The following is a 15415-nucleotide window of genomic DNA, read 5'->3' as shown; positions in this document are numbered from 1 at the left end:
ACACAAGTAGACAGGGACATTGTTTATCGAAAATTCATATTCAGACCCGTGCACATCGCGAACCGCTACTGAAGAGATTCGACTTGACCCCGCCACGACGATATCGATAAACGCTGTTTTGAGTCGCGCGCGTGCCCAGTTTACAGTGCACTGAAACACGCGACACTTGTTCGTCATCATCACTCGAATATCAGCCTTTTTTTCCAGATAGTCAGTTCTCATAACAGCACCGGTTCCCCATGTATGCCTGCGGGTCGCCGCACATCGGAATGCTTCACACCGAAACCGCCTCGAGATCGCCTTATATCGGTCCTGTATCAACCAATATCGCCAACTGAAATTGTTCATCTCCCCTTGACTCTCCCATGCACTTCCACAAAATAATCCACCATGCAAAATAGAACAAAAACAGGCCAACTGAAAAACTCCCCTACAATTAGCATCACCGTGTGCGATTGTCTCCCGCCCGACAGTGATCGAATTAAAAAGACACACCAATAAAAAAAGGTAGCAGGAAACAGACAGGTCGACTCTCAAAATGCATCCGGGCCGAGCGCAGCGAGCAGGAAACTGTCAGGGTAAACGCACAAATAAATTCAATCTTATCGACCTGCCCAGACGCAGGGGATACACCCTGTGTCATTCAGCAAATCGACTCAATAGACAGATCCTACCAGATTTCACCCGAAACCCGGCAGATGAATATGTGGCACGTAATTCATTTGGTCGCGAGGATGCTTCGTATTACTGATTAACTTGTCGAATGTTGACATCTTGAATTCTTTGATACTTCATATTCAGGAATTACGAACCAGTATGGCACTCCCAGCATCTTTACAGTTGACGACGATTTCTTCGTTTGTAGCAAGATTTTGTGTCCCATGATGATCTAAACAGTTAAAATGTTATCTCCGGACTCACTTTAGATCGCTTCCCGGAACCGTGATTGAGAAGAAGCAGAGCACATGCAAGTCCGAACCATAGTTAATTTGATGTAAATATCCGAATCAACAGTAAGTACGGTGTGGTTCATAATGCAAGTATGTGAAGCACCATGTATCGGAGCAGTTTATTATGACACACACGAAATTCCCTGTCTCACCGGATGTGATTCCCAAGACGCCTCCAGAGAAAGTGGACTACGTGGGTAAATTAAGAGTTGCCTTTCGGCGTCCAATCGAAGCAACGTGGTTTCCTCGTAAGCCGCTTGTTGCCTGTGATGATGACCATGCCTTGATAACGGCGATGAAAATGTCATTTTACGATCATTTCCCGCTTCGACTCTCGCCGGATGTGATCTGGATTACGCTGGTGCGCGGCTTTGCACTTCATGTAAATGAAAACGCTGAAACTCTACGGCATCATTTTGTTTCGCATTCGGGCAAGAAGGAACTAATTGTTAGCCGAACGGATTTTTCACCAGGTGAAGAAAATCCATGGCCAGAAGTGTTTTCTGATTTCAATCAGCAGATTGCGGATCACACCGGAGGATTATCAGAACTGGTCCAGGCTGATTTCAGCACAACCGGACCGGTGGAACGAGCCGTCTCTAGTCTGATGGCAATGGAGACATTCAAGTCATACTACGAGTACATTTTATATGCAGGATGCGGGATGCCTTCGATTACGCTTACCGGAACAATTGAAGACTGGGAGAAACTGCGGCACTGTGTTCAACGATTTGCGGACTATGGACTGTACGAGTGGATCAGTGCGCTCGACCCGATTCTTGGAGAGTTTGTTAATGCTAAGAAAGGGCTCGTAAATACAGAATTCTGGAAGTCCTTGTTTCGTTATAACAGCGGATCAGGGCCTGCGGTGATGACAGGGTGGGCCAATGTGCTGTTTCCCTATTTCAAGGATTACAACTCCGAAAAGCTCTACCCGAATCCCTATCTGAGTGACTGGAACGAGCGATTGAGCATTGATGACCAGCAGAATTGGAAGGAACGATGGGATAATCCACAAGGCGTCGGCTTGTCAGCGATCCCGTCCTGCTTCACGTCCGTTCCACTCACAGTATTTTGGGGTGAACGAGAAACGAAGATGCGACTGGTTGGTGGCCTGCTTGAGGTTTCCCAGGATGATGAGACACTGGAAGTCGAACCCGAGTGTGGATGGGCCATTGTTTACGAAGAACCCGTCGATCCCCTTTCCACTGACAACCAAAGATTGGAAAACTTGCAACGCAACCGAGAATCAGACAAAAATTAATCAGCCACTCTAAAGGAGAGCGACTACTGGCATGCTGGATCGTCCTCCGTCAAATCTGATACGAGACAGGTCAATAAACTGCGCCCAGACAATCAGTTCCACATCGATAGAAAAGACGATCCAGACAAGCCGCAGATGAACATCTCGCAGGTCTTTTATAAATAATCAGATTGCGAACACATTTCGGGAACTCTCTTACGCTCCGATAACTCATACAGGTATGCAATGCTTCATTCTATTAAATCTGACGCTGCTCACAGCCTGTCCCGGACATAAGGTCATGGACTACCCGGTCCCGTATCAGCCCGTGCCGACCCCTGGAATTTCATCCCCCCAGGTTGGGGCAGCGGATGGTCTGTTATTCGTTTGTCCCAGTGAGGACCAGATACCACCGATGGAACCCGATCCCTGGCTCGATTGGCAGGAGTGGGAAGACTTCTCTGGTGAAGTGGAGATTCTCAAACAATCAGAAGCCTTCGAACCCGAAGTCGTTGTTCCAGGGCTGAAAGATCGAATTTTTATTGGCCCCATTCCAAAATCATTCGAAGCCTATTCGTATCCCGAATTCAGGCTTGATATAGATTAGAGGGAAGCCAACTGACGCAACGTAAATGAAATTCTGGCGGACGACGGATTTGATGAATATCAGATCTTCAAGTCTCTCAGAACGGTACTGATCATCAAAGTAATCATTACAATATAAAGAGTTCTGCGCCATCAGCGCCGGGGGCCATCAGTCGGCTTTCCCGACAGTGCTGGTACAATACCACTCCCGATGCATGTAAGAGTTGAGCGGGTTGCATGTGTCTGCCCGCCTGATGGAATATCTGTATTCTCCCTCCCCAGTAGAGTCATTAGTAGTGGGGACTGCATATTCTGTGATACTCTGCATAGAACTTTCGGCAAGTCTGATTCTTGTCGATGATCCATACCAGGGGAGCATAAAAAGAGCGCAGGGGGGCATGGTATTGGGGAGGCAGGTTCCCATTTGAGTCTTCTAACGACACCACCACAGGACCAATGCTCAACACATAGGACACTAACAAGAGCGGGATCGCAGAAGATCCAAGCCGAATAAATGTTGATACTTTGTTATCGGACATATAGGAACGACTTTCAGTACTACAAATCTTCATCAGTAATTTTAGTGCCCTTGCAAAACTCGATATATGAAATAAATAACTTTCCCACATATTCGTTTTTATTAGCAACCCAGGCCAGCGGCGCATAAAAACGTGTTGCCAGTTTTTCAGATTCGGGATTCAAAGCATTCCCGTTTGAGTCATACATAATTGCTGCTAAAGGACCAATACTCAACACATAGGACACCAGTAAGATTGGCGCCGTATAGCTAAGAATTCGGATTGTTTTTGACTCTTTGACTTCTGACATTTGAAGAACCTTAATGAACCAAATCTTTCTAAAGTTATATTTTAGTCCTGGCAAGACAAAACTAACAGCAAAATTCTTGAGATCGACTAGTGGAGTGTCATATTTAAAATTTTGGGTTGATAGATATCCCGAGAGTGCGACAGCGGAGCACGTAAACAATACCCCCCAACCCTCAATTTCTAGCTTGACAAAGCACTAGACTGTGTCCAGTTTTACTGTAGCGTCTCCAGGTCCACTTGGACCGAGTATATTAGATTGACAGACGCTATGGTTAAATGTGATGCGCTCTAGAAATATCAATCAATTCGCAGGAGAACATTTAACTACACTGAATGTGATATTTTCACTACCACAATAAAAACAAAAGCTCACGAGAAAGACGGACCTGAAATCGAGCAGGTCAAAACTGGTTGTTATCAGCCCCAAATCCAACGACATACCGTTTCAATTGAGATTTTGGAAACGGTTCAAACAGCATCGGCAAAAAACAATAAGTTACCGGCAGATTAACAGAGGTAATTCTGAAAGTTCACTACTAGCGTCCTACCTGCTTTCGTGTTATTTCATGTTTTTCGTGGTAGCAAAAAAGTCTAAATGTGATGCGCTCTACTCAGCATGAGCGACGGGTGTTGTTCTTAATATTGGATGCAACTGATATTGCTCTGCGGCTTCGAAGACATCACTCCGAAGGATGTGGTCCCAGTTGACATTGTGCAGGAATTTCCGGTCAAGCGTGACGGACGCTACTGTTGTGTTATTGATATGATCTTCAACAGGATAAGTGGCACTGAGTGAGACCGCCTCCAGGTCTTGATACCCGGAGGCATGCACGGCTGAAAGAACTTTCGCAAAAACGCGAACTACTCTTCTATAGGTGATGTCAGATTTAGCTTCGCCACTCAGGTCGACGTGGATCGCCAGGTCTTTTCCGTTTGTGGTCACTTCAAACGTACCAGGTAAAACGGCAGCCAGTTCATGATCAAGCCGTTCACGAGTCGCCAGCGGTAATTCCTGAGCCATCAGCGCATTTCGCTCTGCATCTGTCACCAGTCTGATCCGCTGTGTCGAGAATGCATACATGATCGCACCTGTGAACACACAAAACAGGCTCACCAGTATCAGGGTAGCCGTGCGCCAGACGTTTTTTGCTGACTTGATTTCTCGAAAGTTGTCCATGATCATTCCCATCTGGAGCATGCCTGCTTCTTATCTGAAGTATACAAAACATACTTGCCAGGACAACTGAGAGCAAACAGTTTTAAACTAAGGACAGCGGACCCAACTCATGAATAATGTGGACCCTGAAGAACAGTCACAGGTTACCAGCTTGAGTTTCGTGTTATTTCATGTTTTTCGTGGTAGCAAAAAACGGAGCTGGAATCATTTTTCCTGATCCTGAGCCTCTGTCATTGGCTCGGTTTTGTTGTTGACTTGATCTTCTGCCGGCAATGTGAAGTAGAATGTCGTTCCAGTTCCAACTTGCGATTCAAGCCACAGTTTACCGCCGGATTTTTCGACGACTTTTTTACAGATCGCAAGACCGATACCCGTCCCGGAGTATTCATTCTTAAGGTGTAAGCGTTGAAAGATCTGAAAAATTCTCTCGTGAAATTCGGGCGCAATTCCAATGCCATTATCTTTAACATAAAATTTCCACTGGGAACCTTCCGGTTCTGCACCGATTTCAATGACTGACTGGTCTTCACAACAGTACTTAATGCCGTTCCCGATCAGATTCTGGAACAACTGGATCAGTCGCTGTTTGTCTGCCAGAATGATGGGTAGCGGCCGACAAATAATTTCCGCATGATTCTGTTCAATTGAATCAGACAGATTGTATAATGCTTCCTGGCAAGCCTGATGTGCATCAGTGGGTTGGACATCGTATTCGAGTGTGCCAATTCGTGAAAATTCCAGCAGGTCATTCACCAGTTGGCGCATCCGGACGGCACCATCTATTGCATAACCAATCCACATGCGACCGTCATCATCTAACTTGTCATCGTAATCATCTTTCAGCATCTGGCAGCATGATGCGACTTTGCGGAGTGGTTCCTGCAGATCATGCGAAGCGATATAAGCAAATTGCTCCAACTCGGAATTGATACTTTCCAGGGCAAGGTACGAGCTTTTCAGTTCTTCTGATTGTCGTTTGTTTTCTGCTTCAGCATTTTTCCACTTTGAAATATCCACAACCGAACAAATGACGGCAGGTCCATCCCTGGTCGTTTGCACGTAATTAATAAAGATCTCGACAGGAAATTCGTGTCCGTCCCCATGCAGGCCAATGAGATCGCGTCCTACATCAAGATGACGAGATCTACCATCTTCAAAAAAAGCGGCAACCTGTTTTGGATGGTGTTTACGAAACCTTTGGGGGAGTAGTTTCTCGATTTTCTCTCCCAGTAACTGCTCTCTGGTATAGCCAAAAAAATTAGAGGTAGCCGGGTTAGCGATGATAATCTCTCGCTTCTGATTAATCATAATCATGGCTACCGGCGACTCTTCGATTAATAGCTCAAATTGTTCATTCACCAGTTGCATGTCAGATTGCATTCTAGAGGAGAGGTTGTGAATGCCGACCAGCAGTCCGATGAGCAGACACGAGTAAGAAACAATCTTCATGATGTGTGCCAGATTAAACATCGAATCGAAAAGTGCGAATGAACGTGACATGACCAATACCTGGCATATCGTTCCAATGAGTAATGACATCACGATCCAGTACTCAAACGCGTCGTGTTTCCAGTCCCCCTTCCGGTAATAGCCGATGAGGGCTAATAGAAAAAAAACACCGGCCAGGATTTCTTCCGGTCGTCCCAGAAAAAGTTCCGGATAATAGGCGCGGGGTAAGGGGACAAAGATAAAGAATACAAAGCTGCAGAGAGTCAAGATCGTGGTCACAGCCAGAACGTTACGGTCGCTGATTTGTCCCGCTTTCCCCAGTTTCTGTTCCCGCTTCCATGCCCAGAAACTGAGATACATAAAAGCAGCCAGATAGACTCGCGAAGCATTCCAGCTCCAGGGGATCAATGACCTGGGCGGAGAAGGAAAATGATCATGAAAAAAGGTACTGGTGACGAGGCAATGATAGCTGTCAAGCAGTGCCACGCCGAGGAAACCCATACTCACAAACAGGTACAGGTTATTTTTCTTTGAATAAAAACGAACCAGGGATAAGGCTGCGACAATAATTGCCAGCATCGTTGCTACCACTTCCATGGTGGTATGCAACTGTTGTGAGCCAAGATAGTCTGAGTGTTGGAGCAGGACCGCCAGAACAACGCAGAGGCTCGCTGTGATCGTGTAGACCCAGATCTTTAAGTTCTGTCTCTGCTCAAACGTCATGTTCGATGCTTCCCTGCTTGTCCCTCATCCAGACATGTAAAACCGGGCTATTTGAGGTGAACCGGCAGGTCCCATTCAAACGCCACTGGTCATGTACGTTCAGTTTATAGTCTTTGATCCGTTTTGGTGATAGAGGGGCTTTACATATCCTTTAATGGTGAAGGGGAAAACCTCATGGATTCCAAGTCTAAACCCTCGAGCATCGAATTTGGGTCAAAACCCTCACTGCATTGTTAAGCGAGGTAATGCAAGCTGTTAAATGAAGTTAAAGCGACACGCACTATCAAGGCAATCATCAGATACAGAAATGAATGGAAAAAATATCTGGCTCTGGTGTACGTGTCATATGCTTTTTCAGGACCTATATGATTTTTGCAATCTAAATCAGCATCAGGAGAAAGATCATGAAAGAGCGAAGCCAAGCAGCAACTACTGACCTGTTGGAACCCACATCCCGTTCGACAATTCTGTGCGTTGACGACGATCCTGATATCACGCATGCAATTCAAAAGATCTTGTCTAATTACGACGTGGATGTGATCAGTGATTGCTGTGGACGTCTTGGTACGTGGGACGTTTACAAGAAGAAACCCGATTTAATCATCACTGATTTAAGAATGCCGGACGGAGACGGACAGCACTTATTGGAAGAAGTGAAAGTGAATACGCAAACGTCACATATTCCGGTAATTGTGCTGACGGGACAGCGGGATACCCATCTACCCGGGCAGATGAGACATCTTGGTGCTGCCAGTTTTCTGCAAAAGCCAGTGCATCACACCAGGCTTCTGGCAGAAATCAGTCGTTTTATTTCGCTGACGGCTCTCGATTGGGCCACGGCAAATAAGAATGGATTAGTTTATAAGCAGATAGAAAGTCAGACCTTCGTGGAGTATGACAATGAATAAAGAGATCCTGCGCGTATTGTTGATTGAAGACGACCCTGTTGATCATCAACTGATCAAGCTCAGTCTGTCAAAATCAGCATCCGCCTTTGAACTGGTCTGGGCGCAAACCCTTGAAACGGGCTTGCTGAAATTTGAAGAGAGCAAGTTTGATGTCGTTTTGACAGACTTGTCATTACCCGATAGTTTCGGACTGGAAACCATAAAGAAAATTCGTGATCACAATCGAGATGTGCCGATTGTCGTGCTGACGACACTCAATGACAATGACGTTCGCTTAATCGCGCTCTCCGTTGGTGCTCAGGATTATTTTCTCAAAGACGAAGCTTCACCGCATATGCTGGAACGGGCAATCCACCACGCAATTCAGCGGCAGGAAAGCGTCGTGGAAAATCAGCGTCTGTTAACAGAAGTTGAAACGAGCCGGGAACTGCTGATGAAACAAAAGGTGCTGCTGAAAAAGAAAAACCGGCGACTGCGCAGGCTTAATAAAACAGCACATCGTTTTGTCGACAACGTATCGCATGAATTTCGTACTCCCCTGACCGTGATTAAGGACTATGTGTCTTTAGTCCGCGAAGGGTTGGTGGGGGAGATTAACGATGAGCAAGGCCAGATGCTGGATATTGCGAGTATCCGTACTGACGAACTCAACAATATGGTCGATGACATGCTTGATGTCAGCAAACTGGAGGCGGGCCTGTTAGGAGCCTGGAGACGTCCCTGCCAACTGCCGGATATTATTGAGTCTGTTTGTTCTCCGCTGGCAAAAAAAGCTGCTGTAAAAGGGATCCATTTCGAAGCAGATGTCGATCCAACTCTCCCGGCGATTTACTGCGATTCCGAGAAGGTCGGTCGTGTGATTGTCAACCTGGTTACCAATGCCATGAAATTCTGTGGCAATCCGGGAAGCGTACGATTGTGGGCTGAAGAGAGGGCAGACCAGGAAGAAATTATGATTGGGGTTACCGATAATGGCCCGGGCATCGATGAAGAAGGACTGGCTGAAATCTTCCAGCGATTCAAACAACTCAAAACCCAGCTTAACAGCAGTACCAAAGGATTTGGACTGGGATTGAATATCGCCAAGGAATTAGTCGATCTGAATTTTGGTGAAATGTTTGTGGAAAGCCAGGTGGGACAGGGGACCACGTTTTCGTTTAGCGTCCCTCTGGATAATTCATCCAGTGTCATGACACGTTATCTGGACCGTACTCAAAGGTTAACAAACAGTGAATCAGTAGTGGCTCTGGTCTTTGCGCGGATTGATCAAGATACACCCGATACGGATAAAGAAGACATGGACGCTTTTTTCAACTACTTACTACGGACAAATGACCTTTTATTCCGAACAGGCACCTGTGAATGGCTGTTTGTACTGTCGATTCCCTGCCTGGAACTTTCTGAGTTTGTAACCAGACTTGAGAGCGAGTGGGAGAAGACGAACCGGAATCGTCCCTTTGGTCCCTTGCCTGGTTACAAGTTGAATATTGAAGGCAAGTGGAAAATAAAAGCAGATTCGGAAGAGATCCACAGGCACTTTTGCAGAATCATCCAGCAGTCAACCGTCCCTACATAATGCAAAAATGACGATTGAGTGAATACTGGATGTCATCACCAGGCGAGATGTGACTTGCCGGATGGGGGCAATTCGTTGGCCTGAAAATGTCCAGGATTAAATTATTAAAGGAGCAGGCATATGGAGCATCGAAAGAGAATATTACTGGTTGATGATGATTCTGACATACTTCGCGCCACCAGTCTCAGGCTGTCAGGTGCCGGTTTTGAAACGTCTACCGCACTAAATGGAATGGAAGCAGTTACGAATGCAATGAAAGATCAACCGACGGCTATTGTCATGGATGTCAGGATGCCTCTCAAGGATGGGCTGACCGCGCTGGATGAACTTAAACAAGAATCAGGGACCCGCCAGATACCGGTAGTAATGCTTTCGGCGAGTCTGGTAGACAGGGAAAAAGCGTTGGATGCCGGCGCCAGCTATTTTCTCAGTAAACCCTATGAGGGCCGCGAATTAATCAAGGCTGTCAATGCTGCGATAGATCAGGCAGAGAGTGATGAGTATCTATGTTCCACTGCTGTCGTCCCCAAAATGAAAGCGAAATACAGATATGACAGATAAAGTAGTATTGATTGCCGATGATGATAATGAGTTATCACAGGGACTGGCCATTCGCCTGAGAGGCTTAGGCTATACCGTGATGCGATCTCCTGATGCCTCTCATGCACTCATTGGTGCGATGAGACTCACGCCCAACCTGATCATTCTGGATGTTGATATGCCCAGCGGAAATGGTCTGGCGGTGTGTGAAATGTTAAATGGTGATGAACGCTGCAAGGGAATACCAGTAATTATACATACGGGCCATACCGATACCGAGACGGTCCAACGGTGTCATCACCTCGGGGCGGTTTATATCCAGAAATGTCCAGGATCTCCCGCAACGATTACAGAGATCGCCAGGAATTTATTGCTGCTTGATATTCAACCCATTGCTGAACCGGTAGCGGACGACCAAATAATATCTGAGACGCGAGAGCTTAACCTTTCCTGCATCAAGTCGATGGGCAAAGCAGAGGCGGAAGAGTTCGAAGCAAATGAGACTCCGGTTGCTCCTGTTTCAGAAGAGGCTTTAAAAGAGGAAGACTCGGCCTACGACGTTTCGAGTGAAAAACGCGCTCCGGTGGTGCTGTCCATTGATGATGATCGCGATCTTACCAAATCGCTGCAAATGAAACTTAAACCTCACGGGGTGGTGTGCCTGACTGCTCACACTGGTCAGCAAGGATATGAAATGGCTGTGGAACACAGACCTGATGTGATTATCACAGACCTGGTGCTACCAGAAACAGAGGGGATCTATATTGTGCGGCGTATCCGGTCAAACCCTTCACTCAGCGAAATTCCAGTAATTGTTCTGACAGGGCAAAGCTATCCCGCAATCAAGCATCAAATCTTAAGTCTTGGGATAGAATGTTTTCTTACCAAACCCGTAACGATCAATGAACTGATCCAGGAATTACAGAATGTCATCACGATTCCGTCGATTGACTCACCATTAGCTGAAACGCTTTCATTTAAGAAAAAAGAAAACAAGCTGGCCTCAATGACATGAGCATAAGCTTGCGAAATAAGTCCCTGAAAGGTGATTTTATGATTCTAATAGCAGACGACGATAAGGATCTGGTGGACCTGTTAGCAATGCGTTGCCGACATGTCGGACTGGGGGTCGAAACCGCCAGCGATGCCATGACTGCCTTACGAAAGATCGATCAGATTCGCCCTGATCTTGTCATACTCGATGTTGAAATGCCAGCAGGCAATGGACTGCTGGTGCGTGAGATGATGGCTGCCAATGAACAGTTGTCACAGATCCCCGTTATTATTCTGACGGGGAAATCGGATGAGGATACCATTCGACGCTGCCACCATTATTGTGCCTATTACGTTGCCAAGTGTCCCGATGTCTGGCCGCGTATTGAACCCCTGTTAAATGAACTATTAGAGCAAGATTGTAAAATGCTGCCGATTTGACCACCGCGTCTCTCACTGGTTCAAGTTGATCGGCAGACAGAAATCCCGATCCCCAAAAATCATCTACTTCATTTCAGCTGGAAATGGTAAGATCGCGAAACACAGCGAATTCAGTGAGATCTCAATACAAATCAATTACTCACGAGAGTTGAAAATGAGCACTGTTGATCCGACGGACGATAGAAAACAAACCAGGACAACTCGACGCAATTTCCTTAAAAGTACTCTGGCTTTGTCGAGTGGGATGGGAGCATTGACACATGCTCCTTATGTTTTTGCACGTCATCGTACGAAGTTGCGGGTTCTGGGTACGCATGTGACACTGCAGGAAGAACTGCGTAAAAAAGCGCAACAGGACCTGGGGATCGATATTGAATTTCATCCCGGAGGCAGTGCGTCTGTTCTGCACCAGGCTTCCACTCATCCGGAATCGTTTGACCTGTACGAGCAATGGTCGAATAGTCTGAAAGTCTTATGGCAGGCCAATGCAATACAAGCGATTGATATCGAGCGACTCAAGTACTGGGACGAGATCAACAATCTTACCAAAACCGGACGAATCACGTCGGGAGCCAAACTCGGTGCAGGGGATGCTCCCTCTAAACTGTTGTATGTTCAAAAAGATGAGTCACTAGGTTCTGTTCCCAGTCAACAGGTCAGCTTTCTGCCTTACGTCCACAATGTGGATTCTTTTGGCTACAATGCAGGTGTGATTCCACGTGGTATCCCATACAAAACAGAAAGCTGGAGTTGGCTGCTGGACGAACGCTATGCGGGTAAAGTCGCACTCGTCAATGCTCCTTCAATTGGATTGTTTGACGCCGTACTCGCGGTTCAGGCGAAAGGGTTAATGAAATTTAAGGATATAGGAAATCTTTCCAGAAACGAAATCGATGAGCTGTTTGAGATATTGATCGAGCTCAGGCATAAAGGCCACTTTCGGGGGGTCTGGAGTTCCGTGCCCCAATCAGTGCGATTGATGCAGCGCAAGGAAGTCGTAATTGAAAGCATGTTTTCGCCTGCGGTATTTGATCTCAAAGGACAAGGGCTTGACTGTGTCTATGCTGCTCCGAAAGAAGGCTATCGTGCCTGGCATGGTGTGATGTGCCTGTCTTCTAAAACTCAGGGGGCAGTTAAGGACGCGGCTTATGAATATATGAACTGGTGGTTGTCAGGCTGGCCTGGTGCCTTTATCGCAAAACAGGGGTATTACATTTCTAACCCGGAGCGTTCACGTTCGCTGCTTTCGGAAAACGAATGGGATTACTGGTATGAAGGCAAACCGGCGCTCACTGATCTTGCCGGAACGGATGGTCGTGTCGTAGTCAAGAAAGGTGAAATTCGTAACGGCGGCTCCTATCTTGAACGTTTCAGTAATGTTGCGGTCTGGAATACTGTAATGGATACGTACGAATATTCTCTCCTGAAATGGAATGAATTTCTCTCGGCTTGAAACAAGGTAAAATGAGATTCACTTCCGAAGTAGACTGATTAATGCCCGAAGTAGACTGATTAATGATAGACAAGATTAAACAAAAACGAATGTCGAGCTTGCAGTGGAAAATCTACATCGGTTTCGGTGGGATTATTCTGCTTCTGATTTCGAACGGAGTTTTAGGCATTTACGGTCTTGGCAATGCGATGCAGAGTTTTGATCAATACCGCGATGTGGAAAAAACCTATAACGAATCCCTGGCCATCGATCGTAATGTGCAAGAGCTGAAACGCCGTGTGAATCAGTATATCAATACCGGCCATTCTTCGAATCTTGATGCCGCGCATGTCACCTACGATAAACTGCAAAATCAGGTCGATGGTCTCCTGTCTGGCGTGAATGACGAAGAGATCAGTGAGTCATTAATCATTATGAACTCACACCTGGAAGGCTATTTCAAAAATTTTACTCTGGCAACCGAAGAACGACAGCTCAGAACTTCCCTGGTACAGACCTCTCTTCCAGAACAGGGGCAAAAAGTACAGGCGTTTCTGGAAAAGCTTGAAGCACAGGCGCATGCCAATCCCCAGGAATCGAATCGACATTATCTGGCTGCGTTATCCGCACAGCGTTATTTTTCGATTGCCGAACAAAACGCGTTACGCTATTTTGCCGAACCCAGTACCCCTTTTGTCGATAAAACTTTAAGCTCGCTTCAGGACGTCCGATCGATCATCGAATCCATTCAAGCCGAGGCAATTGATTCTGAATCAGAACTCCTCAGCGATCTTCTAAAGCAGCTGGATGGGTACAGTAAAATATGCATGAGAGCATTTCAGGCAACGCGAAGTTACCTTTACCTGGTAAATGTCGTGATGTCTGGTGAAGCTTCTGAATTCGCATATTATTCGATGCAGATTAAAAATATCGCGGAAACCATGCGAACAGAGATCAATCAAGCCACCATCGTGCATACACAGAATATTAAAAATATCACAACGATAGCGATTATTGGAGCATTGCTCATCGGCTTGTTTTATGCCTGGCAACTCGCATATTCTGTCGTGCAGCCAATTACAGCAATGACAGATACATTCAGAAGACTGGGAGCCGGTGAAACACTCGTTGCGATTCCGGCTACAGATCGTAATGACGAAATCGGGGAGATGGCAATTGCAGCAGATATCTTTAATAAGCAGAACTTTGTTACAAAAAACCTGCTGCAGAAATCACAGAAATTAAGCCAGGAACTGATACAAAAAACCCGGGAGCTTGAAATGATCAACTCCGAACTCGACAACTTTGCATATATCGCTTCCCACGACCTTAAGTCTCCTCTCCGCGGCATCGACCAGCTGGCAAAATGGATTCAGGAAGATTCTGCCGAGGACCTTTCTGAAGAATCGTGTGTCAATCTGAATAAGTTGCAGGGGCGAGTCAGAACCATGGAGACACTACTGAACGACTTACTGGAATACGCCCGCATAGGACGAGTCAACGGAGAGTGTGAGCCAACCGATACGGGAGCCATGCTCAGAGAAATCAGTGATCTGATTGATAACCCGGAAAAAATTCAAATTTCCATTGCCCCTGATATGCCTGTTCTGAATACCTTTCGCACACCACTTCGGCATGTATTTCTCAATTTGGTCACCAATGCCGTGAAGCACCATGATCATCCGGAATCAGGGAAAATTGAGATCGATTATCAGGATCTTAACGAATTTTATGAGTTCAGCGTCAAAGACAACGGGCCGGGGATTGATCCCAAGCATCACGATAGAATATTTCAAATGTACCAGCGTGTAGGTAATACGAATGCCGATGGTAGCGGAATGGGCCTTGCCATCATTAAAAAACAGATAGAAACCCTGGGGGGCACAATATCTGTTGAATCAGAGGGCAAGCAGAAAACGACATTTCACTTCACATGGCCCAAAAAATAACCTATGATATTAATAAGGAGTTTTTAAGTACTTGAGGATAACAAAAATGGTGCAAAACCAATTTTCAATTTTATTAGTGGAAGATGACGACGTAGATCGTGAAGTGGTCAACCGGGCCATTAAACGTCACAATTTAGGTTGCAACTTGTATACTGCCACTGAAGGGGCCGAGGCCTTATCGATTCTGCGCGGGGAATCTGCAGCCAAGTTGAATGAAGATTTTGTCGTGCTGCTTGATCTCAACATGCCCGGCATGAATGGCCTGCAGTTTCTGGATGAGCTTCGGGAAGATCCCGCACTCTGCCATACCATCGTCTTTGTGCTTTCGACCTCAGAGCATCCACGCGATATTGCCAAAGCCTACAAAAAAAATGTGGCAGGCTATTTCAGCAAAACACAGGTCGACTTGCTGGTCAAAATGCTCAGTGATTATTCCCAGGCTTCCCTGTTTCCAAATCCTCAAGTCATGCAGAGCATCCCTTAATAACGGCTGATTCAGCTCCCTTTCTTCAGTGTGTGCCTGTCATTTATCGATCGAAGATGCGCTGTTACTCTCCCGCGACAGCGGTAACCATCCGCAGCGACTTCGTTTGATTCGCACTCTCAAACGAGGCAAATCGGT

At 46.3% G+C, this 15415-nt stretch carries 13 protein-coding genes; 10 read left to right on the top strand and 3 right to left on the bottom strand.

What is annotated here, in order from left to right; translation table 11 throughout:
* The first annotated feature begins 1107 nt into the window (after nt 1-1107).
* Both ACN0YH_RS02515 and ACN0YH_RS02510 read left to right on the top strand, forming a co-directional pair.
* Nucleotides 1108-2214: a DUF4419 domain-containing protein gene (locus ACN0YH_RS02515; protein WP_417377967.1), complete on the top strand. Its 1107-nt coding sequence runs from the start codon at nt 1108-1110 to the stop codon at nt 2212-2214.
* Nucleotides 2215-2494: 280 nt separating this feature from the next.
* Complete coding sequence (locus ACN0YH_RS02510; protein WP_417377966.1) at nt 2495-2800, top strand: hypothetical protein; 306 nt, start codon at nt 2495-2497, stop codon at nt 2798-2800.
* Between the two features lie 536 nt (nt 2801-3336).
* On the opposite strand, the gene ACN0YH_RS02505 is transcribed toward ACN0YH_RS02510, so the two are convergent.
* The 3 genes from ACN0YH_RS02505 to ACN0YH_RS02495 form a co-directional block, all read right to left on the bottom strand.
* Nucleotides 3337-3606, bottom strand: coding sequence for a hypothetical protein (locus ACN0YH_RS02505; RefSeq protein WP_417377965.1), 270 nt, complete (start codon nt 3604-3606; stop codon nt 3337-3339).
* A 606-nt stretch (nt 3607-4212) separates the two neighbouring features.
* Nucleotides 4213-4782: a hypothetical protein gene (locus tag ACN0YH_RS02500; RefSeq protein ID WP_417377964.1), complete on the bottom strand. Its 570-nt coding sequence runs from the start codon at nt 4780-4782 to the stop codon at nt 4213-4215.
* Between the two features lie 204 nt (nt 4783-4986).
* Nucleotides 4987-6954, bottom strand: a complete 1968-nt coding sequence (locus tag ACN0YH_RS02495) for an ATP-binding protein (RefSeq protein ID WP_417377963.1) — start codon at nt 6952-6954, stop codon at nt 4987-4989.
* A 404-nt stretch (nt 6955-7358) separates the two neighbouring features.
* Between ACN0YH_RS02495 and ACN0YH_RS02490 the strand changes: the two genes are divergently transcribed.
* The 8 genes from ACN0YH_RS02490 (at nt 7359) to ACN0YH_RS02455 (ending at nt 15277) form a co-directional block, all read left to right on the top strand.
* Nucleotides 7359-7862, top strand: coding sequence for a response regulator (locus tag ACN0YH_RS02490; protein WP_417377962.1), 504 nt, complete (start codon nt 7359-7361; stop codon nt 7860-7862).
* A complete protein-coding gene (locus ACN0YH_RS02485; protein WP_417377961.1) occupies nt 7855-9438 on the top strand; it encodes an ATP-binding protein in 1584 nt (527 codons plus the stop codon). The genes ACN0YH_RS02490 and ACN0YH_RS02485 overlap by 8 nt, the downstream gene beginning before the upstream one ends.
* A gap of 120 nt (nt 9439-9558) precedes the next feature.
* Nucleotides 9559-9999, top strand: coding sequence for a response regulator (locus ACN0YH_RS02480; RefSeq protein WP_417377960.1), 441 nt, complete (start codon nt 9559-9561; stop codon nt 9997-9999).
* Nucleotides 9989-10993 (top strand): response regulator, encoded by a 1005-nt coding sequence (locus ACN0YH_RS02475; protein ID WP_417377959.1) that lies wholly within the window; start codon nt 9989-9991, stop codon nt 10991-10993. The genes ACN0YH_RS02480 and ACN0YH_RS02475 overlap by 11 nt, the downstream gene beginning before the upstream one ends.
* A gap of 38 nt (nt 10994-11031) precedes the next feature.
* Nucleotides 11032-11412: a response regulator gene (locus tag ACN0YH_RS02470; RefSeq protein WP_417377958.1), complete on the top strand. Its 381-nt coding sequence runs from the start codon at nt 11032-11034 to the stop codon at nt 11410-11412.
* Between the two features lie 154 nt (nt 11413-11566).
* Nucleotides 11567-12865 (top strand): ABC transporter substrate-binding protein, encoded by a 1299-nt coding sequence (locus tag ACN0YH_RS02465; protein ID WP_417377957.1) that lies wholly within the window; start codon nt 11567-11569, stop codon nt 12863-12865.
* An 89-nt stretch (nt 12866-12954) separates the two neighbouring features.
* Nucleotides 12955-14793 carry a sensor histidine kinase gene (locus ACN0YH_RS02460; protein ID WP_417377956.1) on the top strand — a complete coding sequence of 613 codons (1839 nt, stop codon included), beginning with the start codon at nt 12955-12957 and terminating at the stop codon, nt 14791-14793.
* A gap of 46 nt (nt 14794-14839) precedes the next feature.
* Nucleotides 14840-15277 carry a response regulator gene (locus ACN0YH_RS02455; protein WP_417377955.1) on the top strand — a complete coding sequence of 146 codons (438 nt, stop codon included), beginning with the start codon at nt 14840-14842 and terminating at the stop codon, nt 15275-15277.
* Nucleotides 15278-15415 lie beyond the last annotated feature (138 nt).

Source organism: Gimesia sp. (assembly GCF_048262075.1).
Classification (GTDB): domain Bacteria; phylum Planctomycetota; class Planctomycetia; order Planctomycetales; family Planctomycetaceae; genus Gimesia.
The sequence above is the reverse complement of the archived record's forward strand: the minus strand, read 5'-3'. Positions and strand labels throughout refer to the sequence as shown.